General features: G+C 72.1%; 14 protein-coding genes. 6 read left to right on the plus strand and 8 right to left on the minus strand.

Translation table 11 applies throughout. The features are described from left to right. Positions 1 to 27: 27 nt before the first annotated feature. On the minus strand, positions 28 to 690 hold the full coding sequence (locus ABT296_RS07260) for a mycothiol-dependent nitroreductase Rv2466c family protein (RefSeq protein WP_351924173.1): 663 nt from the start codon (positions 688 to 690) through the stop codon (positions 28 to 30). Positions 691 to 827: 137 nt separating this feature from the next. Between ABT296_RS07260 and pepN the strand changes: the two genes are divergently transcribed. Next, on the plus strand, positions 828 to 3404 hold the full coding sequence (pepN, locus tag ABT296_RS07265) for an aminopeptidase N (protein ID WP_351924175.1): 2577 nt from the start codon (positions 828 to 830) through the stop codon (positions 3402 to 3404). A 206-nt stretch (positions 3405 to 3610) separates the two neighbouring features. Next, positions 3611 to 4648: a hypothetical protein gene (locus ABT296_RS07270; RefSeq protein ID WP_351924177.1), complete on the plus strand. Its 1038-nt coding sequence runs from the start codon at positions 3611 to 3613 to the stop codon at positions 4646 to 4648. Between the two features lie 92 nt (positions 4649 to 4740). Here ABT296_RS07270 and ABT296_RS07275 read toward each other — a convergent pair whose 3' ends face one another. From ABT296_RS07275 to ABT296_RS07290, 4 genes are all read right to left on the minus strand, one after another. Then, entirely contained in the window at positions 4741 to 5898 is a 1158-nt protein-coding gene (locus ABT296_RS07275; protein ID WP_351924179.1) for a serine hydrolase domain-containing protein, read from the minus strand. Between the two features lie 107 nt (positions 5899 to 6005). Then, positions 6006 to 7775, minus strand: a complete 1770-nt coding sequence (locus ABT296_RS07280) for a TIGR03767 family metallophosphoesterase (RefSeq protein WP_351924181.1) — start codon at positions 7773 to 7775, stop codon at positions 6006 to 6008. 257 nt (positions 7776 to 8032) lie between these two features. Continuing rightward, positions 8033 to 8911, minus strand: coding sequence for a pyridoxamine 5'-phosphate oxidase family protein (locus ABT296_RS07285; protein ID WP_351924183.1), 879 nt, complete (start codon positions 8909 to 8911; stop codon positions 8033 to 8035). A gap of 2 nt (positions 8912 to 8913) precedes the next feature. After that, the gene (locus ABT296_RS07290; protein WP_351924185.1) at positions 8914 to 9357 is read right to left on the minus strand and encodes a VOC family protein; all 444 of its coding nucleotides are present in this window, start codon (positions 9355 to 9357) and stop codon (positions 8914 to 8916) included. A gap of 129 nt (positions 9358 to 9486) precedes the next feature. Between ABT296_RS07290 and ABT296_RS07295 the strand changes: the two genes are divergently transcribed. Both ABT296_RS07295 and ABT296_RS07300 read left to right on the plus strand, forming a co-directional pair. Continuing rightward, on the plus strand, positions 9487 to 10029 hold the full coding sequence (locus tag ABT296_RS07295; RefSeq protein WP_351924187.1) for a CGNR zinc finger domain-containing protein: 543 nt from the start codon (positions 9487 to 9489) through the stop codon (positions 10027 to 10029). Positions 10030 to 10195: 166 nt separating this feature from the next. Then, a complete protein-coding gene (locus ABT296_RS07300; RefSeq protein ID WP_351924189.1) occupies positions 10196 to 13486 on the plus strand; it encodes a S8 family serine peptidase in 3291 nt (1096 codons plus the stop codon). 85 nt (positions 13487 to 13571) lie between these two features. Here ABT296_RS07300 and ABT296_RS07305 read toward each other — a convergent pair whose 3' ends face one another. Both ABT296_RS07305 and ABT296_RS07310 read right to left on the minus strand, forming a co-directional pair. After that, on the minus strand, positions 13572 to 14324 hold the full coding sequence (locus tag ABT296_RS07305; protein ID WP_351924191.1) for a hypothetical protein: 753 nt from the start codon (positions 14322 to 14324) through the stop codon (positions 13572 to 13574). A 1-nt stretch (position 14325) separates the two neighbouring features. Further along, positions 14326 to 14853 (minus strand): RNA polymerase sigma factor, encoded by a 528-nt coding sequence (locus ABT296_RS07310; protein WP_351924193.1) that lies wholly within the window; start codon positions 14851 to 14853, stop codon positions 14326 to 14328. A 124-nt stretch (positions 14854 to 14977) separates the two neighbouring features. On the opposite strand from ABT296_RS07310, the gene ABT296_RS07315 reads away from it, so the two are divergent. Further along, complete coding sequence (locus ABT296_RS07315) at positions 14978 to 17161, plus strand: TerD family protein (RefSeq protein WP_351924195.1); 2184 nt, start codon at positions 14978 to 14980, stop codon at positions 17159 to 17161. A 115-nt stretch (positions 17162 to 17276) separates the two neighbouring features. Continuing rightward, positions 17277 to 18293 carry an aspartate-semialdehyde dehydrogenase gene (locus ABT296_RS07320; RefSeq protein WP_351924197.1) on the plus strand — a complete coding sequence of 339 codons (1017 nt, stop codon included), beginning with the start codon at positions 17277 to 17279 and terminating at the stop codon, positions 18291 to 18293. Here the strand turns inward: ABT296_RS07320 and ABT296_RS07325 are convergent. Continuing rightward, positions 18290 to 18760: a DUF1203 domain-containing protein gene (locus ABT296_RS07325; RefSeq protein ID WP_351924200.1), complete on the minus strand. Its 471-nt coding sequence runs from the start codon at positions 18758 to 18760 to the stop codon at positions 18290 to 18292. The two genes, ABT296_RS07320 and ABT296_RS07325, sit on opposite strands and share 4 nt — an antisense overlap. Positions 18761 to 18797: the final 37 nt, after the last annotated feature.

Here is an 18797-nt window from a genome sequence, read left to right on the forward strand (position 1 = left end):
CGGGGGCTCTTCGCGCCTCGGTACGGGTTACAGGTTGCTGAAGTCGGGGCCCTTGGTACGGCTGCGCTTGATCTCGTAGAAGCCGGGCACCGAGGCGACCGCGAGGGTGCCGTCCCAGAGGCGGGCGGCCTCCTCGCCCTTCGGGGCCGGGGTGACGACCGGGCCGAAGAAGGCGATCTGCTCGCCGTCGTCACCGGGGACCGCGATCACCGGGGTGCCGACGTCCTGGCCGACCTTGTCGATGCCCTCCTTGTGGGAGGCGCGCAGCTCGGCGTCGAACTCGAAGTCCTTCTGGTCGAAGTAGTCGATCAGGTCGGCCGGCAGACCGACGTCGGCCAGCGCGCCGGCGACCGCGTCACGGGTCGGGCCCTGGCCCTCGTTGTGGATACGGGTGCCGAGCGCGGTGTACAGCGGGCCGAGTATGTCCGAGCCGTGCTTCTGCCAGGCCGCGGTCACCACCCGGATCGGCTGCCACGCCTTGGTCTCCAGCAGGTCGCGGTACTCGTCGGGGAGTTCGTCCAGCTTCGGCTCGTTCAGCACGGCCAGGCTCATGATGTGCCAGCGGACCTCGATGTCGCGGACCTTCTCCACTTCCAGCACCCAACGGGAGGTCATCCAGGCCCAGGGGCACAGCGGGTCGAACCAGAAGTCGACGGGGGTCTTCGCGGACGTCGTGGCGGTCTCGGACATGGCTCTCCTTGGGAGGCGGTCGGTTGACATCGGCAACACCCGCCGCTGCCGCCCCCATTCCCGGCTGCCGCCGATTCCCCTGCCGTGGGAGGATCAGCCCTGTCCGCATACTGAACACCCTGTGAGGAGCGTCACCCGTGCCCGGTGAGAACCTGTCCCGCGACGAGGCCCGGGAGCGGGCCGCTCTGCTCTCCGTCGACGGGTACGACGTGTCCCTCGACCTGCGCTCGGCCATCGGCGAGGCGCCCGCGGACGGGCCGCGCACCTTCCGCTCGGTCACCACGATCCGGTTCCGCTGCGCCGAGCCGGGCGCCACGACCTTCGTCGACCTGATCGCGCCGGCCGTCACCGCGGTCTCCCTCAACGGCCGCGACCTCGACGCCGGCGCGGTCTTCGACGGCTCCCGCATCCTCCTGGAGGACCTCGCCGCCGACAACGAGCTGGTGGTCGACGCCCGGTGCGCCTACTCCCGCACCGGCGAGGGCCTGCACCGCTTCGTCGACCCCGAGGACGGCGAGGTGTACCTCTACACCCAGTACGAGCCGGCCGACTCCCGCCGGGTGCACGCCTGCTTCGAACAGCCGGACCTCAAGGCGCCGTTCCGCTTCGAGGTGCGGGCCCCCGAGGGCTGGACGGTGTGGGGCAACGGCGAGGGCCGGCACACGGACGGCGTGTGGCGGTTCGCGGAGACCAAGCCGATCTCGACGTACATCACCTGCGTGGTGGCCGGCCCCTACCACTACGTCACGGACACCTACACGCGCACCTTCGAGGACGGTACGACGCTGGAGATCCCCCTCGGCGCCCTGTGCCGCAAGGGGCTCGCGCCGCACTTCGACTCCGACGACGTGTTCCTGGTGACCAAGCAGGGGCTGGACTTCTTCCACGACCACTTCGACTACCCGTACCCGTTCGGCAAGTACGACCAGGCGTTCGTGCCCGAGTACAACCTCGGCGCGATGGAGAACCCGGGCCTGGTGACCTTCCGCGAGGAGTACATCTTCCGCGGGAAGGTGACCCAGGCGTCGTACGAGGCGCGGGCCAACGTCATCCTGCACGAGATGGCGCACATGTGGTTCGGCGACCTGGTCACCATGGAGTGGTGGGACGACCTGTGGCTGAAGGAGTCCTTCGCGGACTTCATGGGCTCCTTCGCGACGGTCGGCGCGACCCGCTTCACCGACGGCTGGATCACCTTCGCCAACCGCCGCAAGGCGTGGGCCTACCGCGCCGACCAGCTCCCCTCCACCCACCCGGTCACCGCCGACATCCGCGACCTCCAGGACGCCAAGCTCAACTTCGACGGCATCACCTACGCCAAGGGCGCCTCGGTCCTCAAGCAGCTGGTGGCGTACGTCGGCCAGGACGCCTTCCTGGAGGGCGCCCGGCGCTACTTCAAGCGGCACGCCTACGGCAACACCCGCCTCGGCGACCTGCTCTCGGTGCTCGGCGAGACCAGCGGCCGGGACATGGCGGCCTGGTCCCGGTCCTGGCTCCAGACGGCCGGCGTCAACTCCCTCACCCCGCAGGTGCTGCTCGCCCCCGACGGGCGGATCGAGGAGCTGGCGGTGGTGCAGGAGGCCGCCGAGTCGCACCCCGAGCTGCGGCCGCACCGGATCGCGGTGGGCCTGTACCGCCGTACCGGCGACGCCCTCGAACGGTACGCGCGGGCGGAGGTGGACGTCGCCGGTCCGCGCACGGTCGTGGCGGAGCTGGCCGGGGCCGGGGCTCCGGACCTGGTGCTGGTCAACGACGACGACCTGACGTACTGCAAGACCCGGTTCGACGAGACCTCGCTGGCCGCGCTGCGCGAGGGCCTCGGCGACATCACCGATCCGCTCGCGCGCGCCCTGTGCTGGTCGGCGCTGTGGAACATGACGCGGGACGCGCTGCTGCCGGCCCGGGACTTCGTCGACCTGGTGCTGCGGTTCGCCGGGCGGGAGTCCGACATCGGCGTGCTCCAGATGGTGCAGGTCTGGGCGGAGTCGGCGGCCGTGCACTACACCGCCCCCGAGCGGCAGGGCCTCGCCGGCCGGCTGCTCGCCGAGGGCGCCCGGCGCGAGCTGGACGCGGCCGGTCCGGGCAGCGAGCACCAGCTGGCGTGGGCCCGGTTCTTCGCGCGGGTGGCCGACGGGCCGGCCGACTTCGAGCTGCTGACCGAGCTGCTGGACGGCACGCGGACCCTGGAGGGCCTGAGTGTCGACCAGGAGCTGCGCTGGGTGTTCCTGGACGCGCTCGCCGCCCATGACGTGGTCGGCGACAAGGAGCTGGCCGCGGAACTCGCCCGCGACGACACCGCCTCCGGCAAGCGCCACCAGGTGCGCTGCCTGGCCGCGCGTCCGCAGGCCGCCGTCAAGGCGCAGGCGTGGGCGCGGGTGGTGGAGTCGCAGGAGCTGTCCAACGCGCTGGTGGAGGCGACCATCGCGGGCTTCGCCAGGCCCTCGCAGCGGGAGCTGACGGCGCCCTACGCGCAGCGGTACTTCGAGGTGATCGAGCGGCTGTGGGAGGAGCGGTCCATCCAGATCGGCATGGTCGTCGTGCAGGGCCTGTTCCCCTCCCTGCAGGAGTCCGAGGAGACCCTGGAGGCGACGGACGCCTGGCTCGCCGCCCACGGGAGCGCGGCCCCGGCGCTGCGCCGGCTGGTCCTGGAGGCCCGGGACGATCTGGCGCGGGCCCTGCGGGGGCAGGAGTGCGACGCGACGGCGATCGCATGACCTTTGGCCATCGGTTTGTCCGTCCGTGACCGTTACGAAATTCAGGCAAGAGTAACCGTAACCCCTGGTCCCACCCGAACGGACCAGGGGTTTTCGCCGCCTACTCGGCATCCGAACATCCGTCCTTTAGGGCGAGCTTGTCCCCAATTGTCGACGAGCGTGTAACAGGGGTTAGGAGGCGGTCCCGGGGCGGGCATTCCCGGGTCATGAACCACAACACCCCGATCTCCCCCCGCCCCCTCCACCAGCTCGCCGACGTCCGGCGCCGGGTCCTGACGGCCGGACAGCTGCGGGCGCACGGAGTCCCGGCCGCCGAGACGGCCGAGCAGTGCCGGGCGGGCGGACCCTGGCAGCAGATCCTCCCGGGTGTCTACCTGCTCCACCCCGGCCCCCCGACCAGCGAGGAGCGGCTGAACGCGGTGCTGCTGTACGCGGCGCGGGACCGCAAGGCCGGGGTGCCGCCCCAGCCCGGCGCCGGGGACCCGCACCGGCCCGCCGCCACCGAGGCGATGATCACCGGGCTGGCGGCGCTGACCCTGCACGGCTTCTCGTCGGCCCCGCCGCTCACCGCGCTGGACACCTTCGACGTGCTGGTCCCCCGCCTGCGCCGGCTCCGCTCGACGGGTTGCGCCCGCATCGTCCGCACCCCGTCGATGCCGGCGCCGGAGCAGGTCACGGGTCTGCCCGTCGCCCCGGTGGCGCGGGCCCTCGCCGACGCGGTCGCCGAACTCTCGGACGCGGGCGCGGTACGGCGGCTGCTCACCGAGGCGGTGCGCGGCGGCCACTGCGAACCGGCCGCGGTCGTACGGGAGTTGAACCAGGCCAAGCTGCTCGGGCGGCCGCATGTCGTGGACGCGGTGGACTCCCTGGTGGCCGAGGGACGCGCCCTCGCGGAGGACCGGCTGTACGCGATGGTCCGCGAACACGGGCTGCCCGCCCCGCTGTGGAACGTGGACCTGCGGCTGCCGGGCGGCCCGCACCTCGGCGGCCTCGACGCGTACTGGCCCGAGCACGCGGTCGCCGTCGAACTGGACACCAGGACGCCCCGCCAGGACGACGACGCCCAGTGGACGGAGTACGCCCGCAAGCGCGAGCACCTGGAGCGGCTCGGCATCACGGTCGTGCACATCACGCCGAGGAAGCTGCGGGAGTCGACGGAACAGCAGGCGGCGGTGGTCCGCACGGCCCTGATGGCCTCGGCGGACCGGGACCCGGCGGCGTATGTCGTGGTGCTGCCCCGGTAGGAGGGGGACCGGGGCAGCACCCGGAGGGAGTGAAGGGGCCGCCGGGCGGAGGGGACCGGGCGGCCCCTCCGCTCAGGTCGCGGAACGGGCGGCTACCTGCCGCAGAACTCCGCTTCCACGACCGCCTCGCTGTCGCCGGACCAGTCGCCGTTGAAGTTGAAGGACAGGGAGTGGCGGCCGTTGCCGGTGGTGACGGCCTCGGAGACGGAGCCGTGGATGCCGCCGCCGTGGCCCCAGACGGTGGTGCCGCAGCTCAGTTCGCGTTCGATGAGGCCGAGGCCGTAGCCGGCGTTCGGGACGCCCTCGACCTTCACCGTGGTCTTCATCTCCTTCAGCTGCTCGGCGGGGAGCAGCCGGCCGCCCAGCAGGGCGGTGTAGAAGCGGTTCAGGTCGGCCGAGTCGGAGATCATCTCGCCGGCCGCGTACGCCAGGGTGGGGCTGATCCGGGTGACGTCGTAGGTCGGGCCGGTGGTGGTGGGGGCGAGCTTGGAATAGGCGCGGCTGCTCGGTCCGGGGACGGTGACCCGGGTGCCGGGGACGGAGGTGGCGCGCATGCCGAGCGGGCGGAGGATGCGGTCGCGGATCTCGTCGCCGTAGGGGTGGCCGGTGACCTTCTCGACGACCAGGCCGGCCAGGACGTAGTTGGTGTTGGAGTAGGACCAGGAGGCGCCCGGCGCGAAGACGGGTTCGTGGGTCATGGCGACGGCGACCAGGTCGCGCGGGTCCAGGGTGTCGTAGCGGTGCTCGAAGAACTGGTCCGCGGCCATGTACGTGGAGACGAAGGTGTCGTCGTCGGTGTAGTTGTAAATGCCGCTGGTGTGGTTGAGGAGCCGGCGGACCGTGATCGCGCGGCCGTCGTGGCCGTGGCCGCGGACCAGTCCGGGCAGCCAGGTGTCGACCGTGTCGTCCAGGGAGAGCCGTCCCTCGGCCTCCAGTTGGAGCAGGACGGTGGCGACGAAGGTCTTGGTGATGGAGCCGACTCGGTAGCGGTCGTGGGTGGAGCGGGGCGTGTCCGTCCGGAGGTCGCCGACACCGGTCGTCGCCGACCAGGTGCGGCCCCTCTCGCGTGCGGTGGCGGTCGCTCCGGGCACACCGTCCTTGACCGCCGCCCGCAGGGCGTCCCGGGTGGCGGCGTGTCCGCGGCCGTCGGCGTGGGCGGGTGCCGCGGCGAGCGCGGGACCCGCCAGGGCCGCCGAGACCAGTACGGCGGTGGCCGCCACCAGCGTCGCCCTTGCTCGGTTGGTCCTCATGTCTTCCCCCTTCGTCCGCCGAAGCGTCCGCGCTTCGGACCGGTCGGGAAGGCAGACTCGCCGAGGTTTCCCGAAGGTTGAGCGGTTGTGAGCCGGTTGGGTCAGTTTCAGCCCTTTGTAAGGACCAGTTCGGTGTTCCGGTCGGCGCGGGTGCCGGCGAGGTCGGTCCGGGCTCCGGGGGCGTTGCAGGACAGTTCGCGGTACAGGGCGGCGAGGCCGGTCTGGGAGAGGTCGGTGAAGTCGGTGCGGTGCGGGGCCGCGGCCTCCACGCAGGTGGTGAACACCGAGAGGGTACCGTCCCGGTTGTCGGCGATCTCGATGACCCGGGCGAGCTGCGGGTAGTCGACGTGGGAGGCCGTGGAGATCTCCCAGAAGGAGCGTCCGTCGGGTGCCGAACGGGGTGTGACGGCGTTGCGGTGGATGTGGCCGTTGATCCAGGCCAGGACGTTGCGGTGGCTGCCGAGGAGGGCGATGACCTCCTGGCCGTTGTGGCGTCGTTCGCCGGGGCGGGCCGGGTCGCGGCGGGTGTTGTCCATGGTCTGGCTGGTGTGGTGGCTGAAGACGACGGCGTAGGAGTCCGCGTTCTCCCGCAGGGTCCGGTCCAGCCAGCGCAGCTGGGCGCTGCCGATGGAGCCCTCGTAGTGGCCGCCGGCGTCGGTGGTGTCGAGGCTGATGCCGATGACGTCGTCGGCGATGCGGAAGCTGTAGTACTGGGTGCCCGCGTCGAGGTTGGCCGAGGAGTAGCCGTGGCCGGCCGGGCCGACGCCCCGGTAGGCCGGGTCGAGGTGGGCCTTGATGTACTCGCCCTGGGTGTAGGGGGCGCGGCGTTCGTCGGCGGTGACCGGGCGCATGTCGCGGGCGTGGGCCTTGAGCAGCTCGCGGAACCGGGCGCCCTCGGGGTCCTGGGCGTTTCTCAGGGCCTGCTGGAGCTTCTTGGCCTCGGCCGCGTCCAGGTTCATCAGTTTGCGGCCGCCGACGGCGAAGTCGGTGAGGTAGGTGTCGCCGTGGCTGGCGTAGCAGCCGAGCGGCATGGCGTCGTGGTTGCCGACGGTGGAGTACCAGGGGATGTTCAGGCCGGGGCTGCGCAGCTCGCGGGTGGCGGCGGCGAGGAAGCCCTCCAGGTGGGGGAAGCCGCGCTGCTTGTCGGCGTCGCGGACGGCCGAGTCGGGCTGCCAGTACTGCTTCAGTCCGCTGTCCAGGACGCCCTCGTAGTGGCGGGGGTCTCCGGAGTTCGGGGTGATGCGGCCGCCGCTGAGCGCGGTGAGGAACCAGTCGAGTTCGGTGCGGGCGTTGTTGTCGGTGTTGTCGCCGGTGGTGACGGCGAACTGGAGCGGGGCGCCGGTGGCGGGCCCGACGCGCAGCGAGTTGACCCGCTCGACGAGGGAGACGGCGCCGTGCACGGTGAGCGCCTCGTGCGGCCGCCAGGCGTGCACGTCGGTGGAGCGCAGGAACTCCAGGCGCATCGGGTGCTGGGCGTCGATGATGTGCAGGTCGGTGAGCTGCACGAACGCGGCGAGTGTCGTACGGCGTTCCGTGCGGCCCGACTTGGGCTCGGCCAGCTCGGCGCGCACGATCCGGCGCCAGCCGGGTCCGCCGGTGAGCCTGCGGTACCCGGAGGTGCCGCGGGGGGTGGCGACGGAGGCGAGGGTGGTGCCGCGACTGTAGGGGGCCTGCGGCGGGAAGGCGGCCCGGCGCGCGGAGGCGACCGGGGTCTCCTGGGCGGCGGCCGGGGTGCCGGTGGTGGTGGCGGCCTGGCTGTCGGTGGGGCGCAGGGCGTAGCCGACTCCGGTGGAGAGGGACACCGCGCCGGCGGCGGCGAGGACGGAACGGCGGTGGACGCCCAGCGCGGAGCTGGCGACAGAGCGTGTGCGCGACATGGCGCGGTCTCCCCGAGTGCGTGACGCGTCGGCAGTGGTCGCGGGCGTCGCTGTCGCGAACAACCCGCTCGCTCTGGATCGTTGGCACCGGGGATGACCTGCGCGTGAACGAGACGGCAACGCGCAGCGCCGATCACCGTACGTGGATCTTGGCCCACCCTGGGTGCCCCCGGGCGCCCTTGAGTGCTCCTCGGGCGGCCGGGGGCCGGTTACTCCGTGTTCATCTTTCCGGGTATCGGGGGGTACTCAGGGGGTATTCAGGGCTGTTCCGGGTTCGCGGGCGAGTACTCCGGCGGGGACCAGCGCAGGGGGACGGCGGCCGGGATCTCGACCGCCTCGAACAGGGTGAAACGGACGCGGCGTTCGGGGGTGTACTCGGTCCGGGCCTCGCCGGTGAGGTGGAGCGCGGTGCCGGACGTCCAGTCGAGGAGGAGGAGTCCGGCGCGCGGGTCGGCGGCGAGGTTGCCGAGGCTGAGGAACATGGCGTTGCCCGGGTAGTCGCGCCAGCTCAGTTCGCGCGGCGAGTCGACGCGCAGGAAGCCGGGGTTGCCGCCGCGGTGGCTGGCGTCGGCGCCGCCCTCGTGGACGCTGGCCAGGAAGAAGGTGTCGGCGGCGGCGACGAACCGGGCCTGTTCCGGGGTGAGTTCGGTGCCCCGGCGGGGCTCGCCCGGGGTGCGGTCCGGCAGGATCCGGTAACTCTCCCTGCGCTGGAGGTACTTCGGGCAGTTGGCGAAGACCCGGTCCGCCTCGACGGCGAACCCCCGCGGTGTGGGCCTGATCCGTCCGCCGAGCCGCATGCGGCGCCGGGTGCGCGGGTCGAGGGCGATGGCGCCGGCCGGGGTGGCGTCGGTGGCGAGCGCCGCCGCGAGGGGGTTGGTCGGGGCGGCCCTTCCCACGACGGAGACCCGGCCGGGTCCGGTGGCCCGTACGAATCCGGGCTCCCCCGCCAGCGCCGCCGCCCACACCCGCCCCGTCGCCGGGTCCGCGGCGCCCATCACCAGCAGTGGCTGAAGCTCCAGGAAGGCGGCGGCCACCGGCTTGATGCCCGATCCGACGGACCGCCCGACATGCGCGGCGAGGTCCCGCACACCGAGCCGGTCCTGCACGGCGAGCGAGCCCGCGTGATAGACGCCCATGGCTAGAAGAACCCGCAGGTCGGGGCCGCCTCATGAGGAGCCGGCGCGTCCTCGGCGCCGGCGGGCGCGAAGATCTCCAGGCGGGTGCCGTCCGGGTCGTGGAAGAAGATGCCGCCGGACGCGGCGCCCTCGGCGTGCGCGACGACCCCTTCGTGGGCGAACTCCACGCCGTACTCGCGCAGCGCGCTCTCGTAGGCGCGGACCCGGTCGATCGAGTCGGCCCGGAAGGCGAGGTGGTGCAGGCCGGCACGGCCCCGGTCGTACGGCTCCCCGGCCTGCTGCCACAGGGTGAGGACGAGCTGTTCGCCGTCGCCGAGGAACGCGTACCGGCGGCCCTCCTCCTTGCCCTCGGCCAGCGGCGAGAAGCCGAGGACGTCGCGGTAGAAGGCGAGCGAGCGGTCCAGGTCGGTGACGTTCAGGCCCAGGTGGCCGGTGCGCAGGGTCATGTCTGGCTCCATCGTCGGTGGGTCCGCACTCTTGTTTTTCTAACCTCTGTAATTGAGATTAGAGGTTAGTAGTGGGGTGCGTCAACCGGTCACGTACTCTTGACCGGTTAGCACGAAGGGAGCATCCGTATGCCCGCCGCCTCCGACCCCCGCCCGCTCACCGGTGAGCCGCTCTCACTGGATCTGCTCAACACCCGCTGGATGCAGGACGGGACCCTTCAGGACCTGCTGACGGACACCGAGGGGCTCGCGGTCTGGCTCGCCGCCAACGGCCTGGACGGCACCTGCGCCGCCGACGCCACCACCCTGCGGCACCTGCTGACCGCCCGCGACGCGCTGCGGGCGGCGGTCGACGGGTCACCCGGGGAGGCGGCGGCGCGGGTCGACGCGGTCCTCGCGCACGGCCGGATCCGGCCCACGCTCACCGCCGACGGCCCCGGCGAGGTGCCCGAGTTCCACTCCCCCGCCTGGGCCCCGGCCTGGCTCGCCGCCCGGGACTATCTGCGGCTGCTGTCCACCGCACCCGACCGGATCCGCGCCTGCGCCCACGAGGCGTGCGTCCTGCACTTCTTCGACACCTCGCGCAACGGCACCCGCCGCTGGTGCTCGATGGCCGCCTGCGGCAACCGCGCGAAGGCGTCCCGGCATTACGCGCGCTCGAAGGAGGATTGACGGCGTCCGGGGCGACTTGGGCGGTTCGCCGTGATCGCCCCGGAAGGGGATAGCGGGTTTTCCCCATGCCTCGATTTCGTTTGGGCCAACTCTCCCCAAACATCTGATCCTTGCGTAAGGCTGAGCGATCGTTCCACGCTCGTTCCTTTACCTACAAGGGATGCCGATGACCCACACCCCCCAGCGCGATCCCATATCGGGTGCCAGACGCGCGGCCCGGATAGCCGTGGCCGCGGGGCTCGTGGCCGCGCTCTCCGCCGCGGGGCCGATACCCATGGCCTTCGCCGAGGACGCCCCGGCCGCCGCCGACCCCGCCGTCAAGTCCGCGCACGACAAGCTCGGTTCGGACGACGCGGACCTGCTGGCCGACGCCAAGGCGGCCGGCGACAAGAACGTCACGATGATGATCGCCACCGCGCCCGGCGGCACCGAGCAGGTCGCCGAGCAGCTGGACGCGGTCAAGGGCGGCTCCGTGGGCCGCACCTACGACAAGCTCGGCTACGTCCGCGCCACCGTGCCGACCGGCAAGGCGGACGCGGCGATCGCCGCCGCGGCGAAGCTGTCCTCCGTGCACGGCATCGACCTGCGCGAGGAGATCCCGCTCGACGACCCGGCCGTCTCCACCAGGAAGTCGGCGTCGACCGCGGCCACCTACCCGGCCCCCGGCAAGCGGACCCCGGCCGAGAACCCGTACAACCCCTCCTTCGAGACCGGTGCCGTCGACTTCGTCGAGGACCACCCGAAGGCGGACGGCCGCGGCGTCACCATCGGTGTCCTGGACTCCGGCGTGGACCTCTCCCACCCCGCGCTCCAGAAGACCACCACCGGTGAGCGCAAGATCGTCGACTGGGTCACCGCGACCGACCCGATCCTCGACAGCGACGCCACCTGGCGTGCGATGACGACCGACGTCTCCGGGCCGAGCTTCACCTTCTCCGGCCGCACCTGGACGGCACCCGCCGGGTCGTACCAGGTCAACGTGTTCCGTGAGTCCGTCACCGCGGGCGGCGACGCCAAGGGCGACGCGAACCGGGACGGCGACACCACCGACGTCTGGGGCGTGCTGTACGACTCCACCGCCGGGACCGTCCGGGTCGACCTGAACAACAACTTCGACTTCGGTGACGACACCCCGATGAAGCCGTACAAGGACGGCTTCCAGATCGGCTGGTTCGGCACCGACAACCCCGACACCGACGTCGCCGAGCGGCAGCCGTTCGTCGTGGAGATCCGCAAGGACGTCCCGATGGACCCCTACGGCGGTGACTGGGTCGGCCAGAAGCGCGACTTCGTCAACATCGGCGTCATCGAGTCCGAGCACGGCACCCACGTGGCCGGCATCACCGCCGCCAACAGCCTGTTCGGCGGGAAGATGAACGGCGCGGCGCCCGGCGCCAAGGTCGTCTCCTCGCGGGCCTGCACCTGGACCGGCGGCTGCACCAACGTCGCACTGACCGAGGGCATGATCGACCTCGTCGTCAACCGCGGCGTCGACATCGTCAACATGTCCATCGGCGGTCTGCCGGCGCTCAACGACGGCAACAACGCGCGCGCCGAGCTCTACACCCGCCTGATCGACACCTACGGCGTCCAGCTGGTGATCTCCGCGGGCAACTCCGGCCCCGGTGCCAACACCATCGGTGACCCGGCCCTCGCCGAGAAGGTCATCTCGGTCGGCGCCTCCGTCTCCCGCGAGACCTGGGCCGCCAACTACGGCTCCAAGGTGGAGAAGCGGTACGCGATGATGCCGTTCTCCTCCCGCGGTCCGCGCGAGGACGGCGGCTTCACGCCGACGCTCGTGGCCCCGGGTGCCTCGGTCAACACCATCCAGACCTGGCTGCCGGGCGCCCCGGTCGCCGAGGCGGGCTACGCGCTGCCGGCCGGCTACGGCATGCTCCAGGGCACCTCGATGGCCTCCCCGCAGGCCGCCGGCTCCGCCGCGCTGCTGCTGAGCGCCGCCAAGCGGAAGGGCATCGACCTCACCCCGGCGACCCTGCGCACTGCGCTCACCTCGACCGCCGACCACATCAGCGGGGTCCAGGCGTACGAGGAGGGCGCCGGCCTGATCAACATCCCGGACGCCTGGGACTCGATCAAGGACGGTGCCACCGCCCACACCTACACGGTGAAGGCGCCGGTCGACACCGCGATCGACCAGTTCCTGAAGACCCCCGGCTTCGGCACCGGTCTGTACGACCGTGAGGGCGGTCTGAAGGCCGGCCAGAAGAAGACGTACGAGATCACCCTGACCCGTACCTCCGGCGCCGACCGCGCGATCCGGCACGAGCTGTACTTCGAGAACAACGCCGGCGGTACCTTCCGCGTCCTCGGCGACGACGTGGTGAACCTGCCGCTGAACCAGCCGGTCACCGTCAAGGTGCAGGCCGCTCCGAAGTCCGCCGGGCTCAAGAGCGCGATCCTGGAGGTCGACGACCCGCGCACCGAGGGCATCGACAAGCAGGTCATGTCGACGGTCGTGGTCTCCGCGCCGCTGAAGTACACCTACTCGGCGTCCGGCACGGTGCAGCGCAACAGCACCCAGCACTACTTCGTGACCGTGCCCGAGGGCGCCAAGTCGCTGGAGGTCGCGATCGGCGGGCTGAAGGCCACCAGCCAGACCCGCTTCATCGCCATCCACCCCTACGGCGTCCCGGTCGACACCACGTCCACGCCGAACTGCTACAACAACTACCTCGACGGCAACGGCTGCCGCCCGGACCTGCGTTCGTACGCGGACCCGCAGCCCGGCGTCTGGGAGATCGAGGTCGAGTCGCGCCGTACGTCGCCGCTGCTCGACAACCCCTACAAGCTGGACGTCACCGTCCTCGGCGCGGCCTTCGACCCGGAGACCGTGACCGTGGCGGAGGCCAAGGTGGGCACCCCGGTCGAGGCGTCCTGGACGGTGACGAACAAGTTCGCCGCCCTCGACGGCAAGCTGGCGGGCGGCCCGCTCGGCTCGTCCAAGTCGGACCGGCCGACCATCGCCGACCACGAGACGCAGACCAGCACGGTCGAGGTGCCCGCGGGCGCCGCGTCCCTGGACGTGTCCATCGGCAACGTCTCCGACAACGCCGCCGACCTCGACCTGACCGTCTACGACCAGGACGGCAACCAGGTCGGCCAGTCCGCCGACGGTGACTCGGAGGAGTCGGTCTCCATCGCGGAGCCGGCCGCCGGCACCTACACGATCGAGGTCGTGGGCTACTCGGTGCCGGCCGGCTCCACCGCCTACGACTACCTGGACGTGTTCTTCTCCGCCGCGCTCGGCTCGGTCGGTGTCGACGAGTCCGCGTCGGTGAAGCTCGGCACGGGCGACTCCGCGAAGGTCTCGGCGACCGTCACCGCCGCGGCCGCCGCTCCGGAGGGCCGTGAGTTCTTCGGCCAGGTCCAGCTGCTGAACGCGCGCGGCACGGTCGCGGGCTCGGGCAGCGTCAAGATCGAGAAGGTCACGCCGTAGTTCTTCCCCGGCTGACCGGGGCGGGCGTCCGTACGGGCGCCCGCCCCTTTCTCATGCGCGGCCGTTCGTCATCCCCGGTCCGGTCTCAACCGCAGCCCCGGGAGCGGGCCTCGGGGAGCGAGCGGGTGATCCACTCGCGTTCCACGGCGATCGCCCGCTCGCCGACCACCCACAGGTCGGGCTCGGCCGCCCCGCGCTGGACACCGAACAGGACGTGGTCGCCCACCCGCAGACCCGGAGCGGTGTTCTCGTCGACGACGTAGACGAGCGGATCCTCCTTCGTGACGGCCCGCTTCCCGGTCTGCTGGTGGATCCGGGTCACCTCGAGCGCCACCCGGACCCGGGCGCCGGCCGCCGGTTCGGCGGAGGTGACCTCCGCCTCGGCGACCAGGGCGGCACAGGCGAGCCGGCCGGGGTCGGCGTAGGACAGGTGCGCCTCGGCCGCGGCGGAGGACTCCGACTTGCCTCCGGCGTCGGCCGAGGTCGCCTGGTCGCTGTTCGCGCCCGTGCCGGACGCGGAGACCAGCCAGCCCAGGCCCGCCATCACGCTCGCCGCGGCGGCCACCGCCAGCGAACCGACCGCCGGCCGGAACATCCGGCGCCGGACCGGAGGTACCGGCCGGACCGGTCGGGGTGCCGGTGCGGGGCGCACGTCCGGGACCGGCTCCTCGCCCTCGCCCAGAGCCCGCCCGATGATGCCCAGTTGCTCTCTGAGGACCGCGATGTCGGCGGCCGCCGAGCGGTGTTCGGCGAGGAAGGCGTCGTCCGCCCCCTCGGGCAGGGGTTCGTCGGTGATCGCGGCCATCAGGGCGTCGATGCCACTGTTCTCGGCGGTCACGTCACACCACCTCGTCCTCGTGCAGGCGGGAGCGCAGGGCCCGTACCGCCGTGTGCAGCCTGCTCTTGACCGTGCCCTCGGGGATGTCGAGCTGCTCGGCGATGTCCCGCACGGGCAGGTCGCCGAAGAAGCGCAGCACCACCACCTGGCGCTGCGCGTCGGGCAGTTCGTCCAGGCCCTGGGCCACGGCGAGGGACAGCAGGCTGGTGTCCTCGCCGGAGGGGTGCTCCGACTGGCGCAGGGCGGCCAGGCGTTCGCCGAGCCGCTCCTGACGGCGCTTGGCCCGGTGCCAGTCCATGGCGAGGTTGGAGGCGACGACCGCCGCCCACGCCGAGACGTCCCGCGGCGCCTCCTTGCCGCTCGCGGCCCGCTCCAGCAGCCGCAGACGGACCTGCTGCACCCCGTCCAACAGGTCCGCCTGCGGCACCCCGCCGAGCGCGAGCACCGCTCGCACCCTGCGTTCCTGAGTCGCGTCCAGGGGGTCGTCCGGTGCCTTCGGCACCCCGTCCCCCAGGCCGCGACGGGTCATTCTGCGCAGCACAGCCACCCCTCCCCAGCCGCGTTTCCCCTAGGACGCCACTCGGGGCGGAAACGTTCGATCGTGATCGACGGAATGTTTTCTTCACATTGTCTCCACTGCCACCATGTGTCCCATGACGATCATCACCAAGGGGGCCAACACCCCTGTCCCCACAGGTCAGCTGCGGGTCGCCGTGTGCCGCCGGAAGGTTCCCGGGGCGCCCGCGGTGGAAGTGTCGGCGCTGCTGCTGGACGCGGCGGGCAAAGTGCGCGGCGACGCCGACCTCGTCTTCCACGGCCAGCCCACGCACCCCGCCGGTGCGGTGCGGCACATCGGCACCGGGGACAGCGGTGACCGGCTCGCGGAATGGCTGGAGCTGGATCTGCCCCGGATGGAACCGGAGGTCCAGCGAGTGCTGATCGCCGGCTCGTGCGACGACGGCACCTTCGGGCAGGTTCCCGGGCTCGCGGCGCAGACCGTGGCACCGGACGGTGCGATCGTGGCGCACTACGAGGTGACGGACGCCGCCGCCGAAACGGCCTTCGTGCTCGGCGAGTTCTACCGGCGCAACGGTGAGTGGAAGTTCCGCGCGGTCGGACAGGGGTACGACTCGGGGCTGGCCGGGCTCGCGACGGACTTCGGGATCGTGGTGGCACGGGAACCGGCGCCGGCGGTGGCGGCTCCCCCGGCCTCGGGGCCGGTACCGCTGACGGGCGTGTCCAAGTCCGGCGCGGCTCCCGCCGAGGGCTTCGCACCGGCGGCGCGGGTGCCGTCCCCGTCCGGACCGGCGGCGGCCCCACCCGCGACGGCCGTGCCCGCCGCCTCCCTGCCCTCGCCCGCGGTTCCTACGGCCTCGGCTCCCGCCGTCGCCGCCACCGTGCCCGCCTCGTCCCGGCGCCCCGCGTTCTTCGACCACTTCGACTTCGAGCCGGTCGTCCGCAGCGGCAAGGGCAGCGCCAAGAACGTCACCATGGACATCAGGTTCCCCCCGAACTCACTGCCGGTGATCATGGAGGCGCGGGTCGAGGGCTACCAGTGGATCCAGGTCGAGATACCCGGCCGCGACGACACGATCTTCTGCCACGACCTGCCCGAGCACCGGGGCCGGGTCCTGTTCACCCCGCCCCGCAAGGGCGGCCCGCTGAAGCTGAAGGTGTCCTGCTCCGGCGAGTGGATGCTCAAGGTGCTGCCCCTGTCGGCGGCGCTCCCGATGGGCGCGGGCACGATCACCGGCACCGGCCCCGAGGTCCTGGTGTACACCGGCAACGCGGCCGAGCTGAAGGTCCGGGCGAAGGACCCGCACAGCGGCTGGTTCCGGATCAACCAGCACCGGGGCGAGGACCCGGAGGAGTTCCGGCACCCCCAGCGGCTGGTGCACGCCTGGAACGGCAAGCGGGTCAGGGAGACCGTCGATCTCCCCGACGGGCCGCTGCTGGTCTCGATCGACAAGAGCCGCCACGAGTGGGAGCTGACCACCGCCCCGCTGCCCCCGCGCACCCCCGCCCAGGGCGGCGCGCCCGGCCTCTACACGGGCCGGAGCCCGGAGACGCTGACGCTGGTCAACCCCCGGCCGGGGCGCCCGTCCCTGGTGGCGTACGAGTTCAAGGGCGCCACCCGCAGCCACGACGTCGGACTGTGGGCGGTCGACGAGTACGGGGACGAGACCGAGTGGATCAACACCTACGGCCACGGCGTCCGGGGCACGGGGCTGACCTTCACCGCGGGCACGGCCGAGCGGCCGCTGCGGGTCAAGCACTCCGGTGAGTGGAGCCTGCGGCTGCTGCCCGAGGAGCAGGCGCCGCTGATCACCGGGCGGACCGAGGGCAGGGGCACGACCGTCCTGCGCTACCAGGGGCCGCCCACCCTGATGACCCTCCACCGGACCTCCCGGAAGAAGGACGGACGGCTTCAGGCGCACGCCGCGAACCACCCCTTCGGGAAGACGGCGATCATCGCCGACGTCACCGACCGCCACCGGCCCGCCCTCGGCCCCGTCTGGGTCGATCCGGGCGGCAGCTGCTTCGTGGTCGTCCTCTGCCCCGAGGACACCAAGTGGCGGCTGGAGCCGGCGCCCTTCGACGAGGCCCCGGTGCTGGGCCCGCGCACCCAGGGCACCGCGTACGGAGTCGTACGTCACATCGGGCCCCCGGTGGAGGTGACGTACGCCTCGACCGGGGGCATCCAGCACCTCTACCAACTGGACGAAAACCTGTTCCCCGCGGTCAAAGTCACCGCAACTTCCGGCCCGTACCGCGTCTCGGAGGGAATCCTGCAGGTCAGGGCTCTCGGTGAGTGGGTGATCGAGAAGCGCGGCTGAAGGCGTGGCAGTCCGCCCCTCGGGCAAAGGATTGGACACGGACGCCGGGGTCCCGCGCATGATGGAAGGGTCCCGGCCGTCCGGGCACACACGCACGTCACACCTAGGAGTCGCCGTGAAGGTAGGAATCGTCGGAGCCACCGGCCAGGTCGGCACGGTCATGCGCAGGATCCTCGCCGAGCGGGACTTCCCGGTCACGGAGCTGCGTCTGTTCGCCTCGGCCCGCTCGGCGGGGACGGTTCTGGACGGCGTGACGGTGGAGGACGCGGCCACGGCCGACTACACCGGCCTGGACATCGTGCTGTTCTCCGCGGGCGGCGCGACCTCGAAGGCGCTGGCGGAGAAGGTCGCCGCGCAGGGCGCCGTGGTGATCGACAACTCCTCCGCCTGGCGCAAGGACCCCGAGGTGCCGCTGGTGGTGTCCGAGGTGAACCCGCACGCCATCGCGGACCGCCCCAAGGGCATCATCGCCAACCCGAACTGCACCACGATGGCCGCGATGCCGGTGCTCCGTCCGCTGCACGAGGAGGCGGGCCTGGAAGCGCTGGTCGTCGCCACCTACCAGGCGGTGTCCGGCTCCGGCGTCGCGGGCGTGGCCGAGCTGCACGGCCAGGCGCAGAAGGTGATCGCGGACGCCGACAAGCTGACCCACGACGGCGAGGCGATCGACTTCCCCGAGCCGCAGGTCTACAAGCGCCCCATCGCCTTCAACGTGCTGCCCCTGGCGGGCAACCTCGTCGACGACGGTCTGCACGAGACCGACGAGGAGCAGAAGCTGCGCAACGAGTCCCGCAAGATCCTGGAGATCCCGGAGCTGAAGGTCTCCGGCACCTGTGTCCGGGTCCCGGTCTTCTCCGGGCACTCCCTCCAGATCAACGCCCGGTTCGCCCGCCCGATCAGCGTCGAGCGCGCCACCGAGCTGCTGGGCGGCGCCCCGGGCGTGGCCCTCTCCGACATCCCGACCCCGCTCCAGGCGGCCGGCAAGGACGCCTCCTACGTGGGCCGGATCCGCGCCGACGAGACGGTGGAGCACGGCCTGGCCCTGTTCGTCTCCAACGACAACCTCCGCAAGGGCGCCGCGCTGAACGCGGTGCAGATCGCGGAGCTGGTGGCGGCCGACCTCAAGGCCTAACCTCGCCCCACCTCGTAGAGGAAGCAGCCGTACTCGACGGCCCGGACGTGGACCAGCGCCACCTCCGGGTCGTCGAAGGCGTCTCGGAAGGCGTCGTCGCCGAGGGACTCGACAAGCCGGCCGCCGAGGATGCGTCCGTCGGCGGAGTACCGGCGGACCGTGCGGTGGGCCCCGGCGAAGGGGTGGCCGTCGCCGGCCGGGCCCGCGCACTCCTCGGCGTGGACGAAGACCGGGCCCTGCTCGTCGTAGGCGCCCGGGTCGACTCCCGTCGCGGCCGCCCAGCGGCGCAGCGGCGCGTAGCTGACCAGCGCGATCCGCTCGCCCGGCGCGCTGCGGCGCAGACAGCAGCGCAAGGGGGCGCCGCCCTCGGGGTCCGTGCGGGGCACGGTGGTGCGGCCGGCGTCGTCGGTGACGCGCAGCTCTTTCAGGGCCCGCGGCTCGATGGGGCGTGCGATATAGGTCGTCATGCCCCCAGGTTCCCGCCCCCGCGCCCCGCCGACCGGC

This window comes from Streptomyces sp. NPDC000983 (assembly GCF_040299205.1).
Classification (GTDB): Bacteria; Actinomycetota; Actinomycetes; order Streptomycetales; family Streptomycetaceae; genus Streptomyces.

What these genes read in the sequence shown, in the direction of transcription:
- ABT296_RS07260 (WP_351924173.1), bottom strand. Translation starts at nt 690, where the DNA reads ATGTCCGAGACCGCCACGACGTCCGCGAAGACCCCCGTCGACTTCTGG.
- ABT296_RS07270 (WP_351924177.1), top strand. Translation starts at nt 3,611, where the DNA reads ATGAACCACAACACCCCGATCTCCCCCCGCCCCCTCCACCAGCTCGCC.
- ABT296_RS07275 (WP_351924179.1), bottom strand. Translation starts at nt 5,898, where the DNA reads ATGAGGACCAACCGAGCAAGGGCGACGCTGGTGGCGGCCACCGCCGTA.
- ABT296_RS07280 (WP_351924181.1), bottom strand. Translation starts at nt 7,775, where the DNA reads ATGTCGCGCACACGCTCTGTCGCCAGCTCCGCGCTGGGCGTCCACCGC.
- ABT296_RS07285 (WP_351924183.1), bottom strand. Translation starts at nt 8,911, where the DNA reads ATGGGCGTCTATCACGCGGGCTCGCTCGCCGTGCAGGACCGGCTCGGT.
- ABT296_RS07290 (WP_351924185.1), bottom strand. Translation starts at nt 9,357, where the DNA reads ATGACCCTGCGCACCGGCCACCTGGGCCTGAACGTCACCGACCTGGAC.
- ABT296_RS07295 (WP_351924187.1), top strand. Translation starts at nt 9,487, where the DNA reads ATGCCCGCCGCCTCCGACCCCCGCCCGCTCACCGGTGAGCCGCTCTCA.
- ABT296_RS07300 (WP_351924189.1), top strand. Translation starts at nt 10,196, where the DNA reads ATGACCCACACCCCCCAGCGCGATCCCATATCGGGTGCCAGACGCGCG.
- ABT296_RS07310 (WP_351924193.1), bottom strand. Translation starts at nt 14,853, where the DNA reads ATGACCCGTCGCGGCCTGGGGGACGGGGTGCCGAAGGCACCGGACGAC.
- ABT296_RS07315 (WP_351924195.1), top strand. Translation starts at nt 14,978, where the DNA reads ATGACGATCATCACCAAGGGGGCCAACACCCCTGTCCCCACAGGTCAG.
- ABT296_RS07325 (WP_351924200.1), bottom strand. Translation starts at nt 18,760, where the DNA reads ATGACGACCTATATCGCACGCCCCATCGAGCCGCGGGCCCTGAAAGAG.